Annotated in this window: 2 protein-coding genes; both read left to right on the top strand. The window is 73.5% G+C overall.

The annotated features are described in order from the left end of the window. Positions 1-44 precede the first annotated feature (44 nt). Positions 45-7,394 carry a non-ribosomal peptide synthetase gene (locus tag N8J89_RS12150; RefSeq protein WP_283664436.1) on the top strand — a complete coding sequence of 2,450 codons (7,350 nt, stop codon included), beginning with the start codon at positions 45-47 and terminating at the stop codon, positions 7,392-7,394. Then, positions 7,391-16,864, top strand: a complete 9,474-nt coding sequence (locus N8J89_RS12145; protein ID WP_283664435.1) for a non-ribosomal peptide synthetase — start codon at positions 7,391-7,393, stop codon at positions 16,862-16,864. Before N8J89_RS12150 ends, N8J89_RS12145 begins: the two co-directional genes overlap by 4 nt. Positions 16,865-16,881 lie beyond the last annotated feature (17 nt).

Here is a 16,881-nt window from a genome sequence, read left to right as displayed (position 1 = left end):
GCCTCATAGACCCTGCTCCCCGCGCTCTCCGAGGACAACGACTGATGACGAACGAACCGGGCGCGCGGACCGACGCCGCAGCAAAGCGACGCGCGTTGATGCGCCAGCTGATGGCCAAGGCCGGCATCGCCGAGGACTCGTCACCGGACCGCGTCACCCCGAGGGACCGCTCGAAGCGCACGCCGCTGTCCTTCGCCCAGCAGAGCATGTGGGTGCACCAGCGGACGTTCCCGCACTCCACCACCTACAACGTGCCGCTGCTGGTCCGGCTGTCCGGCCCGGTGGACGTGCCGGCGCTGCACCGCGCGCTGCAGGTGCTGGTGGACCGGCATGAGATCTTGCGCACCCGCTACCTCGCCGAGGCCGACGGGACCGCACACCAGGTGGTCACCGCGGACTACCGGGTCGAGCTGCCCGTGACGGATCACACGTCGCTGCCGGAGTCCGAATGGGCCGCGGCCGGACGGGCTGCGGCCGAGCGGCTGGCCGCGGTGCCCTACGACCTCTCCGCCGAGGAGTCGATCCGGCTGGCGCTGCTCCGCTTCGCCGAGCGGGAGCTGGCGCTGATCCTGGTGGTGCACCACATCGCCTGGGACGGCGGCACCTGGGGCGTGCTCTCGCACGAGCTCTCCGCGCTGTACCGGGCCGAGGTCACCGGCGAGCCCAGCGGGCTGCCGCCGGTGGAGGTGCAGTTCGCCGACTACGCGGCCTGGGAGCAGTCCCGCTGGCCGGCCGAGAGCAGCAAGGCCGACCTGGCGTACTGGCGCGAGCAGCTCACCCCTGCCCCGGAACCCCTTGACCTGCCGACGGATCACCCGCGCCCGACCAGTGGCTCCGAACGCGGCGGGCTGGTCGCGAAGTGGTTCGATCCCGCGGTGGCGCAGGGGCTGCGCGCGGTCGCGGCCAGCGAGAACGTCACGCCGTTCATGATCATGGTGGCGGCCTGTTCGGTGCTGCTGCGGCGCTACACCGGGGCGACCGACATCCCGCTGGGCTCGGCGGTGATGGACCGGGGGCACGCGCAGGCCCAGCACCTGGTCGGCAACTTCGGCAACACCCTCGTGCTGCGCACCGACGTCTCCGGCGATCCGACCTTCCGCGAGCTGCTCGGCCAGGTGCGGCGCACCGCCACCGACGGGTTCGCCCACCAGGGCCTGCCCTTCGACAAACTGATCGACGACCTGCGCCCGGAACGCCGCCGCGGCCGCGGTCCGCTCTTCGACGTGATGCTGTTGTTCTTGGCCCAGCGGATCGGCGGCCTCGACCTGCCGGGCATCGAGTCGGACTGGGAGCACATCCGCAACGACGGCGCTCAGTTCGACCTGTGGCTGGAGGCGTTCCTGCGGCCGGACGGGCTGCTGGTGGAGGCCACCTACCGGCTGGACCTGTTCGAGGCGGACCGGATCACCCGGCTGCTGGACCACCTGGAGCACCTGCTCGCCGCCGCACTGTCCACTCCGGACACTCCGATCAGCACACTTCCCCTGCTACCGGCGGAAGACCTGCTCAACCAGCTCGCCGAGTGGAACGACACCGAGCGCGCGGTGCCGGATACCACGGTGGTGGACCGGTTCGAGGCGCAGGTCCGGCGCACCCCGGAGTCGGTGGCGGTGCGCGGCGAGGACGGGTCCACCCTGACCTACACCGAGCTGAACCACCGCGCCGAGCGGCTGGCGGCGGCCCTGTGCGCCAAGGGAATCGGCGCGGAGTCGGTGGTGGCGCTGCTGCTGCCGCGCACCCCGGAGCTGGTGGTGGCGCTGCTCGGCGTGCTCAAGTCCGGCGCGGCCTACCTGCCGCTGGACGCCGACCACCCGGCGGACCGGCTGCACTACATGATCACCGACGCGGGCGCGGCCTGCGTGCTCACCACCGCCGAGCTGGCCGACCTGGTGCCAGAGCCGGATCAGCTGGTGCTGGACCGCCCGGGCTGGGACGTGCTGGGCGCGGAGCCGCACGGACGGCTGCGGGCGGGCCAGCTCGCCTACACCATCTACACCTCCGGCTCCACCGGCCGCCCCAAGGGGGTGGGCATCCCGCACTCCGCGCTGGCCAACTTCCTGTCCACAATGGACGATCTGACGCCGCTGGCCTGCTCCGACCGGCTGCTCGCGGTGACCACGATCGCCTTCGACATCGCGGCCCTGGAGATCTACCTGCCGCTGGTCTCCGGCGCCCAGGTGGTGCTGGCCACCAAGGACACCGTGCGCGACCCGGCCCGGCTGGCCAGGCTGGCCGCCGGGTCCGGGGCCACCGTCATCCAGGCCACGCCCTCGCTCTTCGGCGCGGTGCTGGCCCAGGAGCCGGGTTTGCTGCGCGGCCTGCGGGTGCTGGTCGGCGGCGAGGCGCTGCCCCCGACCACCGCGGACGAGCTGCGCGCGGTCGCCGCGCGGGTCACCAACGTGTACGGGCCGACTGAAGCCACCATCTGGGTCACCTCGGCCGAGGTGACCGGCACACCGGTGATCGGGCGGCCGTTCCACAACACCCAGGCCTACGTGCTGGACGAGCGGCTGCGGCCGGTGCCGCCGGGTGTCACCGGCGAGCTGTACCTGGCCGGGGCTCAGCTGGCGCGGGGGTACTCGGGGCGGCCGGGCCTGACCGCGGAACGCTTCACCGCCAACCCCTACGGCCCGGCGGGCAGCCGGATGTACCGGACCGGGGACCTGGCGCGGTGGCTGGCCGACGGGAGCCTGGACTGCCTCGGCCGGGTGGACGACCAGGTCAAGATCCGCGGTTTCCGGGTGGAGCTGGGCGACATCGAGGCGGCGCTGGCCGCGCAGGCCGAGGTCGCGCAGTGCGCGGTCGTGGTGCGCCAAGGACTTCCGGTCGCCTACTTCGTGCCGGCCGCCGAGGTGGACCTGGCCGCGCTGCGGGCCGGGGTGGCCGAGCGGGTGCCGGACTACATGGTGCCCGCGGCCTTCGTGGCCATGGCCGAGCTGCCGGTCACGGTCAACGGCAAGCTGGACCGGCGCGCGCTGCCCGAGCCCGACCTGGGCGCGCAGGTCTCCGGCCGCGGCCCCCGGGATGAGCGGGAACGCGTGCTGTGCGGGGTGTTCGCCGAGGTGCTCGGGCTGCCGGAGATCGGCATCGACGACGACTTCTTCGCACTGGGCGGGCATTCCCTGCTGGCCACCAAGGTGATCGGCCGGGTGCGCGCCCTGCTGTCGGTGGAGCTGGACCTGCGGGCGCTGTTCGACGCGCCGACCGTGGCCGAGCTGGCCGCCCGGCTGCCCTCGGCCACCGACACCCGGCCCGCGGTGCGCGAGGTGCGGCGGCCCGAGGTGGTGCCCGCCTCGTTCCCGCAGACCGGGCTGTGGTTCGAGGAGAAGCTGCGCGGCCCGTCCACCTCCTACGGCCTGCCGCTGGGCGTGCGGGTGCGCGGGCCGGTGGACCTGGACGCGCTGCGGGCGGCGTTCGGTGATGTCGTCGCGCGGCACGAGGCGCTGCGCACCCTGCTGACCGAGGGGCCGGACGGCCTTCCGGTGCAACGGATCCTCTCCCCCACCGAGGCTCGCGAACTGCTCTCGGTGTCCATTGTGGACGATCTTGACGAGGCGGCCGAGCACACCTTCCGGCTGGACGCCGAGCTGCCGGTGCGGGTGAGCCTGGCCCGGACCGGCGAGCAGGAGTGGGCGCTCGTGCTGCTGCTGCACCACTCCGCGGCCGACGAGTGGTCCTTCGGCCCGCTGCTGGCCACCCTCGGCGAGGCCTACACCGCCAGGGCCGCCGGACAGGAGCCGGGCTGGCCCGAGCTTCCGGTGCAGTACGCGGACTTCGCGGTGTGGCAGCGGGAGATCCTCGGTGTCCGCACCGAGGCGGACTCGGTGGCCGGTCGCCAGCTCGACTACTGGGCGCGGACCCTGGCCGGTGCGCCAGCCGAGCTGTCCCTGCCGACTGACCGGCCGCGACCGGCGGAGGCCAGCCACCGCGGCGGGCTGGTCCAGTTCCAGCTGCCCCAGGAGCTGCTGGACTCGATGCGCGCGCTGGCGGCCCGGCAGGGGGCCAGCGTGTTCATGGTGCTGCACGCGGCACTGGCCGCGCTGTTGAGCAAACTCGGCGCGGGCACGGACATCCCGCTCGGCTCGCCGATCACCGGCCGCGGCGACGCGGACCTGGAACCCCTGGTCGGGTTGTTCGCCAACACACTGGTGCTGCGCACCGACCTCGCCGGAGACCCGAGCTTCACCGAGCTGCTGGGCCGGGTGCGCGCCGCCGACCTGGATGCCTTCGCGCACGCCGACGTGCCCTTCGACTGGGTGGTGGAACGGGTCGCGCCGGAGCGCTCGCTGTCCCGGCACCCGCTGTTCCAGGTGATGCTGATCCACCAGCGCGCCGACGACCTGGAGCTCCAGCTGCCCGGCCTGACCACCCAGCCATTCCTGCCGGACACCGGCGGGGTCAAGTTCGACCTGGACCTGTACTTCACCGAGACCGAGTCCGCCGGACTGGACGGGTTCGCCGTCTACGCCAAGGACCTGTTCGACCACGGCACCGTGCAGCGCCTGATCGACCGGCTGGAGCTGCTGCTGCGCACGGCACTGGCCGGACCGGACCGCGCACTGTCCACTGTGGACATCATGACCGAGGCCGAGCTGGCCGCGGTGACCGCGCCCGGCGCCGCCACCGAGCTGACCGCGTCCGACCCGGCCGCCCTGTTCGCCGCGCAGGTCGCGCGCACCCCGGAAGCCACCGCGGTGCTGGCGGGCGCGGAGTCGTTGAGCTATGCCGAACTGGACCGCAGGGCCGAACGGCTCGCGGACGCGCTGGCGGCCAGGGGCGCGGGACCGGAGCGGATCGTCGCGCTGGCGCTGCCGCGGACCGCGGAACTGGTGGTGGCGCTGCTGGCGATCGTCAAGACCGGCGCTGCCTACCTGCCGGTCGACCTGGGCTACCCGCGCGACCGCATCGAGCTGATGCTCGCCGACGCGCGGCCCGCGCTGGTGGTGTGCCTGCCGGAGTTCGCCGCCGAGTTCGGGCTCACGGACACCTGCCCGCCGGAGGCCACCGGACCTGCCCGGCCACCGGTGGAGATCCGCGGTGAGCACCCGGCCTACCTGGTGTTCACCTCCGGCTCCACCGGCCGCCCCAAGGCGGTGGCAGGCACCCAGACCGCGCTGGCCAACCGGCTGGACTGGGGCCGGGAGCTGGCCGGTGGGGTGCGGATCGCGAAGAGCTCGCTGAGCTTCATCGACGGCTCCACCGAGCTGCTCGGCGGCCTGGTCGCCGGGGACACCGTGGTGCTGGCCGATGACGCCGCGGTCAGCGACCCGGCCGCGCTCGTCGAGCTGATCGACCGGCACGCGGTGGACCTGGTCACGGTGGTGCCCAGCCTGCTCTCCGCGCTGCTGCGCACCGCGCCCGAGGGCGCGGTGGGCTCGGTGCGCACCTGGATCTCCAGCGGTGAGGCGCTCTCCGCCGAGCTGGCCGGGCAGGTGGCCGCGCGCTGGCCGCTGGCCAGGCTGGTCAACCTCTACGGCTGCTCGGAGGCCGCCGGCGACAGCCTCGCGCAGGTCGGCAGCCCCGGCGCGGGGCCGGTGCCGATCGGCGTGCCGGTGGCCAACACCCAGGCCTACGTGCTCGACCACGCGCTCCGGCCGGTGCCGCCGGGGGTGGCCGGTGAGCTGTACCTGGCCGGGCACGGGCTGGCCCGCGGCTACCTCGGCCAGCCCGGCCGGACCGCGGAACGCTTCCTGGCCAACCCGTTCGGCCCGCCCGGCTCCCGGCTGTACCGCACCGGCGACCGGGCCCGCCGCCGCGGCGAGGTGATCGAGTTCCTCGGCCGGGCGGACAGCCAGGTCAAGATCCGCGGCTTCCGGATCGAGCCCGGTGAGATCGAGGCCGCGCTGCTGGCCGAGCCCGAGGTGGACAAGGCGGTGGTGGTCGCCCGGCCCGGACCTGGCGGCGCGCTCCGGCTGATCGGCTACTTCATCGCGGCGCCGGGCGCGGCACCCGACCCGGTCGTGCTGCGGGAGCGGCTCGCGGGCAGGCTGCCGGACTACCTGGTGCCCGCGCTGCTGGTGCCGCTGGCCGAGTTCCCCGAGAACCCCAACGGAAAGCTCGACCGCGCCCGGCTGCCCGACCCCGCCCCGCAGGCCGCGGCGGCCACCGAACCGGCCACGCCGACCGAGGCCACCCTGGCCCGGCTGTTCGCCGAACAGCTCGGCCTGGATGCCGTGGGCGTGCGGGAGAGCTTCTTCAGCCTCGGCGGCGACAGCATCAGCGCGGCGCTGCTGGTGGCCAAGGCCAAGGAGGCCGGGCTGGCGCTGTCGGTGCGCGAGGTGTTCAAGCACCGCACGGTGGCCGCGCTGGCCGAGCTGTGCGCGCCCCCGGCGATCACCCCCGGCCCGGTGACCCCGCCGCCGCTGCTGCACTGGCTGCGGCAGAGCGAGCTGGGCGTCAACGGCCTGCTGGTCTCCGTTACCAGGGCCATCGAGGCCACCGAGGACCGGCTGCGGGCCGCCGCGGCCACCGTGCTGGCCCGGCACGAGGCACTGCACCTGGTGGTGGACCCGAGCAACAAACGCCTGTGGCGGGCCGAGATCCAGCCCGGCGAGCCGGACCTGACCGAGATCGACATCACCAGGGGCGCCACCCTCCGGCTCGACCTGACCCCGGACGGCGTCACGCTGACCGGGCACGGGCTGGCGGTGGACCAGCCCTCGCTGGAGCTGATCGCGGACGAGCTCACCGCCGTGCTGGCCGGACAGACCCTGACCCCGCCGCCGACCACCTTCCGGGCCTGGACCGAACACCTGGCCGCGCAGGCCAACGAGGTGGCCGCCGCGCTGCCGGAGTGGACCGCCGCCCTGCACGAGACCGCCGACCCGATTCCCGCCTCGGCACTGGCAACAAGCGACGGCGGCCGGGTCAGCGAAACCGTGGCAGCCGATCCGGACACGGTGGCGGCGGCCTTCATCGAGGCGCTGCGCACCTGGTCCGGCGCGAACGGGACCCGGCTGCGGATCGACCGCGAGGTGGACCCGCGCACCGGCGCCAAGTCCGCGGCCGGTGACCTCTCCGGCACGGTCGGGCCGCTGAGCCACGTCCACCCGTTCGCCTTCACCGCCACGACCGGCCCGCGCGCGGAGACCGAGCTGGAGCTGCGCTACTGGGCCGACCGCGGCCACGAGTTCGGCCTGCTCCGGCACGCCAGCAGGGCAGGCTCCAAGGCGCTGCGCGGACACCGGGACGCCGCGGTGCTGCTGCGCGCCGGTGCGCCGGATCCGCTGTTCCCGGCCGGGCGCGTGCTCGTGGCCACCCACCAGGTCCGGGCGGACGGCGTGCTGCTCGACCTCCAGTTCTCCCCCGACCTCGACCCGGCAGCCGCCAGCGCGCTGCTCGGGCTGTGGTCGGCCGCAGTGACCGCACCAGCAGAATCGGAGCCGAAGAGTTGAGCGCATCATCCGGTCAGATCCACCTCGCCGACACCCCGGCGGCCGCCTGGCTGGACGAGGCGTTCACCGGGTCCCCCGCGCCCGCGCTGCGCGTGGTCGCCGGGCCTTCGGGCACCAGTGAGACGGCCGCGCAGGCCGCCGTGCGCGCGGTCATCGAGGCGCACGAGGTGCTGCGGCACCGCGGTGAGCTGTGCTGGGCCGGGACCGCCAGCGAGCTCGTCGAGGCCAAGCAGCGCGCCGCCGAGCTGCTCGACGGCGACGCCGCGCTGGCCGCCGCCTGGGTGGACCGGGGCGCGGAGCGGGACGGGCTGCTCGTGGTGGCCGCGCACGAGTCCGATGTGGACGGTGAGGGCTGGGCGGTGCTGGTCGCCGACCTGCGCGCCGCACTCGCCGGTGGCCCGCCCAGCACCTCGGGCACCGGGGAGTACCTGTCCGCGCTGGACACCCTGGCCCGCGACCCTGGCCTGGCTGACCGGGTGGAGCCCTGGCTGGAGCTGGCCGACCGGGTGGACGAACTGGACCTGGCCGCGCCCTGGGTGAGCGACGGTGAGCCCAGCGGGCCGCAGCGCACGGTCGAGCGGGTGCTGTCGCTGAACGAGGTCGCGGTCCCCGAGGGCCTGCGCGCGCGGGTGCTGCTCGGCCTGGTCCCGCACCTGGGGGCCACCGACGGCCTGCTGGTGGATGTCAGCGAGTCCGACCGCGACCGCCCCGGTGTGCTGGGCAACCTGCGCCGGGTGTTCCCCGTCCTGTTCGGCCCGGCTGAGCTGTCCGATGTGGACGGTGCGGGCGGACGGGCGGTGGCGGTCGATGCCGCCGCGGCCACCGAGTTCGGTGTGGCCAAGTACCTCAGCGGCAGCACCTCGGCCACCTTCGCCGACCTGGCCGAGGCCGCCGTCCTGATTGAGTACGGCATCACCGACCTCGGCGACGACCCGGACCCCGGCGCAGGCGAACCCGTGCCGGACAACGCCGCCCGCTACCTGCTGCGGATCGGCGCCTGGTTCGACCGCAACAGCGAGCGCGTGCGCACCACGCTCTGCTGGGATCCGGCCGCGCTGCCCGAGCTCGACGCCGAGGCGCTGCTCTCCGCCTGGGGCAAGACACTGCTGGCGCACGAGCCCGCCGCCACGCCCGCGCCCGCGGTCGCGCTGCCGCCCGGCGCGGTGGAGGCGCTGCCGCTCTCGCCCTTGCAGGAGGGCCTGCTCTTCCACCTGATGCTCGACGGCGCCGAGCGGGACGTCTACGTGCAGCAGGCCGTGCTGCACCTGACCGGCACCCTGGACCCGGACCGCTTCCGCGAGGCGGTGCGGCTGTCCCTGGCCAAGTACCCCAACCTGGTCGCCGGGTTCGCCACCGCCGACGACGCCCCCGCCGTGCAGTTCATCCCGGCCGAGTTCGACACCCCGTTCGAGTACGCCGATCTGTCCACTCAGGACGATGCCGCGTTCCAGGACTTCGTCGCCGAGCAGCGGTCCAGGCCCTTCCACGCCGACCGGCCGCCGCTGATCCGCTTCGGCCTGGCCACCGTCGGCGACGGTGAGCACCGGCTGGTGATGACCTCCGAGCTGATCCTGCTGGACGGCTGGTCCGGCGGTCTGCTGCTGAGCACCCTGCTGGAGTTCTACACCGACCCGGCCGCCGAGTCCGCCCGGCCGACCACCCCGTTCCGGGACTACCTGCGCTGGCTCACCGCGCAGGACCACGACCAGGCCCGCGCGGCCTGGCGGCGCAACCTGGACGGCCTCACCGAGCCCACCCTGCTGGCCCCCGGCGCGGACAGCCGCGCGGTGGACCTCACCGCCGCGGACGAGATCCACCTGGAGCTGCCGCCGGAACTGGCCGCCCGGCTGGCCAAGCGGATGCGCGAATCCGGGGTCACCGCGAGCACGCTGTACGAGACCGCGTGGGCGATGCTGCTGGGCAGGCTCACCGGCCGGGACGACGTGGTCTTCGGCGCCTCTGTCTCCGGCCGCCACCCCGACGTGGCCGGTGTGGAGACCACGGTCGGCCTGCTGTTCAACACCGTGCCGGTGCGGGTCCGGCTGGGTGCGACCGACCCGCTGGAGACGGTGCTGCGCCGGGTGCAGGAGGAGCAGGCCGAGCTCTTCGACTACCCGTACCTCGGGCTCACCGACGTGCAGGGCCTGGTCGGCATCGGCACCCTGTTCGACACCCTGTTCGTCTTCCAGAACTTCCCGCGCCCGTCCAAGGAACGCGGCTTCGGGCCGGACGGCTCGCTGCGGGTGCGCGACCACGAGGTGCTCGACGCCACGCACTACCCGGTCACCATGGTGGTCAACCCCGGCGTCACCACCGAGCTGCGGGTGATGTTCCACCGGGATGTGTTCAGCCGCACCGAGATCGAGCGCCTGGCCGAGCGCTACCTGAGCATCCTGGCCGCGCTGGCCGACACCCCGCTGGCCTCCTGCGCCGCGGTGGACGTGCTGGTCGGCGACGAGCTGGCGCTGCTGCGCGCGGGCTGGGACAGCACCGCCAACCCGGTGCCGGACATCACCATCGCGGACATGCTGGAGCAGCAGGCCGCGCGCACGCCCGAGGCGACCGCGCTGGTCTTCGGCGAGACCACCCACACCTACGCCGAGCTGAACGAGCGGGCCAACCGGATCGCCCGCTGGCTGGTCCAGCACGGCGCGGGGCCGGAAACCGTGGTGGCCCTTGGCCTGCCCCGGTCCTCGGACATGGTGGCCGCGCTGTTCGCGGTGCTCAAGACCGGCGCCGCCTACCTGCCGCTGGACCTGGACTACCCGGCCGACCGGCTGGAGTTCATGCTCACCGACACCGAGCCGCTCTACGTTCTGTCCACTGTGGACGTCGATCCGACGCTGCCGCACACCGAGATCCCGCATGTCCTGCTGGACTCCGCGGAGATCGCCGCCGAGCTGGACGCGCTGCCCGGCACGGACCTGGCCGACGCCGAGCGGCGCGGGTTCAACCGCACCGACCCGCACCGGCTGGCGCACCCGGCCTACGTCATCTACACCTCCGGCTCCACCGGCCGCCCCAAGGGCGTGGTCACCCCCTACCTCGGCCTGACCAACATGCAGTTCAACCACCGGGTGGCCATCTTCGACCCGGTGGTCGCGCAGGCCGGACGACGCCTGCGGATCGCGCACACGGTGTCCTTCTCCTTCGACATGTCCTGGGAAGAGCTGCTCTGGCTGGTCGAGGGCCACGAGGTGCACGTGCTCACCGAGGACATGCGCAGGGACGCGCTGGCGCTGACCGCCTACTGCGACCGGCACCTCATCGACGTCATCAACGTCACGCCCACCTACTGCCAGCAGCTGATCGACAACGGGCTGCTGGAGCAGGACCCCGGCCACCGCCCGGTGCTGGTGCTGCTCGGCGGCGAGGCCGTCTCCGAACAGGTCTGGTCCGCACTCCGCGACACCCCAGGGGTGCTCGGCTACAACCTCTACGGCCCCACCGAATACACCATCAACACCCTCGGCGGCGGCACCGAGGACAGCGCGACCTCCACCGTGGGCAAGGCGATCTGGAACACCCGCGCCTACATCCTGGACGCCTACCTGCGCCCGGTCCCGGTGGGCGTGCCTGGCGAGCTGTACATCTCCGGCGTGGGCCTGGCCCGCGGCTACCTCAAGCGCCCCAGCCTCACCGCGGACCGCTTCATCGCCGATCCCTATGGCGCGCAAGGCGAACGCATGTACCGCACCGGCGACCTGGTGCGCGAGCGGCAGGACGGCAACCTGGACTTCCTGGGCCGCACCGACGACCAGGTCAAGATCCGCGGCTACCGGGTGGAGATCGGCGAGGTGGAGAGCGCGCTGGCCGCGCACCCCGAGGTCGCCCAAGCCGCGGTCATCGCCGCGGACACCGATCTGCCCGGCGTGAAACGACTTCTCGGCTACCTGGTGCCGGCCGAGGCCACCGACGAGGACCTCCGCGCCGAGGTGGAGGCCGAGCAGATCGCCGAGTGGCGGCAGATCTACAGCGACGAGTACACCGAGATCCCGACCGCGGTCTTCGAGGAGGACTACGCGGGCTGGGACAGCAGCTACGACGGCGCGCCCATCCCGTTCACCGACATGAGCGAGTGGCGGGCGGCCACCCTGGAGCGCATCCTGGAGCTCAGGCCGAAGCGGCTGCTGGAGATCGGCGTCGGCACCGGCCTGCTGCTCTCCGGCCTGGCCCAGCACACCGAGTCCTACTGGGCCTGCGACTTCGCCGCCCCGGTGATCGAGAAGCTGCGCCGGGACCTGCTGGCCGACCCGGACCTGGCCGCCAAGGTCGAGCTGAGCGTGCGGGCCGCGCACGACACCGACGGCCTGCCGGTCGGGCACTTCGACACCATCGTGATCAACTCGGTGATCCAGTACTTCCCGAACGTCGACTACCTCACCGAGGTCATCGGCAAGGCGATGGACCTGCTCGCCCCCGGCGGCGCGCTGTTCATCGGCGATGTGCGCAACCTGCGGCTGGCCCGCACCTTCCACACCGCGATCCAGCTCGGCCGCAGCGGCGAGGGCACCGAGGAAGCCGCGCTGCGCAAGGCGATCGAGCGCGCGGTGCTGCTGGAGAAGGAGCTGCTGGTCGACCCGGACTACTTCACCGCCCTGTCCGACCACCTGCCCACGCTGGCCGGCGCGGACCTGCGGATCAAGCGCGGGCACATGCACAACGAGCTGTCCCGGCACCGCTACGACGTGGTGCTGCGCAAGGCAGGCGCGGACGCACTGTCCGTTGTGGACGGTCCGAGGCTGGTGTGGGACAGCGCCGTGGACCTGGCCTCCCGGCTGGCCGAGCGGCCGGAGTCGCTGCGGGTCACCCGCATCCCCAACGCCCGCCTCACCGCCGAGGTCGCCGCCCAGCGCGCGCTGGAGGCCGGTTCGCCCAGCGCGGTCGCCCAGCGCCTGCTCCGCCCGGACACCGCCGCCGGGGTGGAACCCGAGGCCCTGTGCGAACTGGCCGAGCGGACCGGCTACCGGCTGCTGCTCACCTGGTCCGACACCACCGACGGCAGCTTCGACGCGGTGTTCACCCTGGCCACCGACGAGGTCCTGCTGGACGCCTACGCGCCCACCCGCACCCGCAGGGCCGCGCTCAGCGGCTACGCCAACAACCCCTCCGCGGCCCGCGACAACACCGGCCTGGTGGCCAGGGTGCGCGAGCACCTCAAGGCGGTGCTGCCGGACTACATGGTGCCCGCCGCGCTGGTCACCATGGAGCGGCTGCCGTTGACCACCAACGGAAAGCTGGACCGCCGTGCCCTGCCCAGCCCGGACCTGGCCGCGGGAGCCGGTGGCGGCCGCGCGCCGGACAGCCCGGCCGAGGAAGCCCTGTGCGAGCTGTTCGCCCAGGTGCTCGGCGTGCCCAAGGTCGGCGTGCACGACAACTTCTTCGACCTCGGCGGCCACTCGCTGCTGGCCGCCCGGCTGATCGGCAAGGCCCGCACCGCGCTGGACGTGGAGCTGGCCATCCGGGACCTGTTCACCGCGCCCACGGTGGCCGAGCTGGCCGCCAAGGCACTGGGCAGCGCGCCCCGCTCCGCGGTCCCGGTGCTCGCCGCGGGCACCCGGCCGGAGCGGATCCCGCTGTCCTTCGCCCAGCAGCGGCTGTGGCTGCTCGACCAGCTGGACACCGCGAGCGCCGCCTACACCGTGCCCACCGGCATCCGGCTCACCGGCGTGCTCGACCTGGACGCGCTGCGCGCCGCCTTCGGCGATGTGCTGGCCAGGCACGAGAGCCTGCGCACGGTGATCGAGCTGCACGAGGGCACGCCGTACCAGCGCGTCCTGCCGGTCACCGAGATCGATCCCCGGGTCACGGTGACCGAGGTCAGCGAGGCCGAGCTGGACGCCGCGGTGGCCGCGACCATCGCCGAGCCCTTCGACCTGGCCACCGGTCACCCGGTCCGGCTGGCCGTGCTCTCCCTCGGCGCCGAGGACTCGGTGCTGCTGGCCGTGTTCCACCACATCGCCTTCGACGAGTGGTCGATGCGGCCCTTCGTCGAGGACCTCACCACCGCCTACGCCGCCCGGCACGCCGGCCGGGCGCCGGAACTGGCCCCGCTGCCGGTGCAGTACGCCGACTACGCGCTCTGGCAGCGCGCCCTGCTCGGCTCGCCGGAGGACCCGAACAGCCTGCACAGCAAGCAGCTCGCCTACTGGCGGCAGGCGCTGGCCGGCATCCCGGAGGAGCTGTCCCTGCCGCTGGACCGGCCGCGGCCCGCGGTGGCCAGCTTCCAGGGCGAGACCATCGAACGGCACATCGGTCCCGAGCTGGCGGTGCGGCTGCGGCGGCTGGCCAGGAGCCGGGACGCCAGCGTGTTCATGGTGTTCCAGACCGCGGTGGCCGCGCTGCTGCACCGCTACGGCGGCGGCGTGGACATCCCGCTGGGCTGCCCGGCGGCCGGCCGGGACAACGAGCAGCTCAACGACCTCATCGGATTCTTCGTCAACACCCTGGTGATCAGGGCCGACGTCAGCGGCAACCCGAGCTTCGGCGAGCTGCTGGACCGGGTCCGCCACACCGACATCGCCGGGCTCAGCCACGCCGAGCTGCCCTTCGACCGACTGGTCGAGGCGCTCAACCCGACCCGCACGCTCTCCCGCAACCCGCTGTTCCAGGTGATGGTCGGCTACCAGAACCAGGGCACCGGCGGCGCGAGCTTCCCCGGCCTGACCGTGGCCGACGGCCGCTTCGACCCGCCGACCGCCAAGTTCGACCTGGACTTCGTGCTGCGCGACTACGGCTCGGACACCGACGGCATGGGCCTGGACGTGGAGTACGCGGCCGACCTGTTCGACCAGGCCACCGCGGCCACCCTGCTGGACCGGCTGCTCGACCTGCTCGACCGGGTCACCGCCGACCCGGACCTGCGGATGAGCGAGCTGGACGTGCTCGGCGCGGCAGGCGCCCGCCTGGCCGCCTGGAACGACACCGGCCGCGCCTTCCCCGAGCTCACCATCGCCGACCTGCTCGAACAGCAGGCCGCGCGCACCCCGGCCGCCTCCGCGCTGGTGGCCAACCCCGGGCTGCCAGGGGAGGTCCGCTGGAGCTACGCGCAGCTCAACGAGCGCGCCAACCAGATCGCCCGCCTGCTGCGCGCTCGCGGCGCCGGGCCGGAAACCGTGGTGGCCCTTGGCCTGCCGCGCTCGGCCGACATGGTGGCCACGCTGTTCGCGGTGCTCAAGACAGGCGCCGCCTACCTGCCGCTGGACCTGGACTACCCGGCCGAGCGGCTGGCCTTCATGCTCGCCGACGCGCAGGCCGTGTGCCTGGTCAGCACCACCGATGTCGCCGCCACGCTGCCCGCCACGGCCGCGCCGACGGTGCTGCTGGACACCGCCGAGGACGAGCTGAACGCCTTGTCCGGCAACGATCTCAGCGCGGCGGAACGGCCGGTCTTCAGCCTGGACCACCCGGCCTACGTCATCTACACCTCCGGCTCCACCGGCAAGCCCAAGGGTGTGGTCACCCCCTACCGAGGGCTGACCAACATGCAGTTCAACCACCGGGCCGCGATCTTCGACCCGGTGGTCGCCGAAGCCGGACGGCGGCTGCGGATCGCGCACACCGTGTCCTTCTCCTTCGACATGTCCTGGGAAGAACTCCTCTGGCTGGTCGAGGGCCACGAGGTGCACGTCTGCGACGAGGAGCTGCGCCGGGACGCCGAGGCGCTCACCGCCTACTGCGATGAGCACCTCATCGACGTGGTCAACGTGACCCCGACCTACTGCCAGCAGCTCATCGAGGCCGGTCTGCTGGAGGAGAACCCCGGCCACCGGCCGCTGCTGGTGCTGCTCGGTGGCGAGGCGGTGTCCAACCAGGTCTGGGAAACCCTGCGGGACACCCCCGGCGTGCTGGGCTACAACCTCTACGGCCCAACCGAATACACCATCAACACCCTCGGCGGCGGCACCACCGACCGGGACCTGCCCACCGTCGGCCGCCCGATCTGGAACACCAGGGCGCACGTGCTCGACGAGTACCTGCGGCCGGTCCCGCCGGGCGTGGCCGGTGAGCTGTACATCGCCGGGGTCGGCCTGGCCCGCGGCTACCTGGACCGGGCCGCGCTCACCGCGGAACGCTTCGTGGCCAACCCCTTCGGCGCGCCGGGCGAGCGGATGTACCGCACCGGCGACCTGGTCCGCTGGTGCGCCGACGGCACCATCGACTTCCTCGGCCGCACCGACGACCAGGTCAAGATCCGCGGCTACCGGGTGGAGATCGGCGAGATCGACGCCACCCTGGCCGAGCACCCCGGTGTCCGGCAGGTCGCGGTGCTCGCCGTGGACAGCGAGCTGGCCGGGGTGAAGCGGCTGGTCGCCTACCTGGTCGGCACGGCGGACGCGGCCGAGCTGCGCGAGTGGGCCGGGCAGCGGCTGCCCGCCTACATGGTGCCCTCGGCCTTCATCGCCGTGGACGCGCTGCCGCTGACCGTCAACGGCAAGCTCGACCGGGCCGCGCTGCCCGCGCCCGACTTCGGCGCGCGCAGCGCCGGCCGGGGACCGCGCACCGAGCGGGAAGCCGTGCTGTGCCAGGTGTTCGCCGAGGTGCTCGGCGTGCCCAGGGTCGGCGTGGACGACAGCTTCTTCGAGCTGGGCGGGCACTCGCTGCTGGCCATGCGGCTGGTCAGCCAGATCCGCGCGGCCGGGGTCGACGGAGTCTCCGTCGGCGCGGTGATGGCCGCCCCCACGGTGGCCGCGCTGGCCGAACGGCTCGGCGCGGCCGACGGCGCCGACCCGGCGCTGGCCGGGCTGCTCGCGCTGCGCGCCGAGGGCGGCAAGCCCCCGCTGTTCGCCATCCACCCCGGCTTCGGCCTGGCCTGGCCCTACGCCGCGCTGGTGCCGCACCTGGACGAGGACCGGCCGCTCTACGGCCTCCAGTCGCCCGTGGTGGCCGGGGAGACCGTGGACAGCTTCGACGCGCTGGCCCGCGAACACCTGCGGCGGATCCGCACCGTGCAGCCGAGCGGCCCGTACCACCTGCTCGGCTGGTCCTTCGGCGGCCAGCTCGCGCACGCCATCGCCGGACTGCTCCAGGCCGACGGCGAAGAGGTCGCGCTGCTCGCGGTGCTCGACGCCCAGCCTGCCGATCCCGCGCTGCCGCCGGACGAGCCGCTCGACGCCGGGCGGATCAGGGACCGGCTGCGGCTGAGCGCGGCCGAGCCGACCACCGAGGCGCTGGTCCGGGCCTGGACGATGCACGACCGGCTGCTGCCCGGCCAGGACTACCCCGCCTGCCGGGGCCCGCTGCTGTTGTTCAGCGCCGAGGGGTCCACCGGGACCGGCGCGGCGAGCTGGGCCGGGCAGGTGGCGGGCGAGATCGATGACCGGGTGCTGCCGTACCCGCACGACGAGCTGCTGTCCCCGGACGCCGTCGCGGTCTTCGGCCCGGTGCTCACCGCCGCGCTGAGGAAGTGGAGTAGTTCCGTTATCGCTAGCGGACAGTCCCGTGATCGATCGACCGCACCAGTGGATTAGGGTTGGCTAACCTAATC

It is taken from the genome of Crossiella sp. CA-258035, assembly GCF_030064675.1.
GTDB lineage: Bacteria > Actinomycetota > Actinomycetes > Mycobacteriales > Pseudonocardiaceae > Crossiella.
This window is presented reverse-complemented; position numbering and strand designations above follow the sequence as displayed.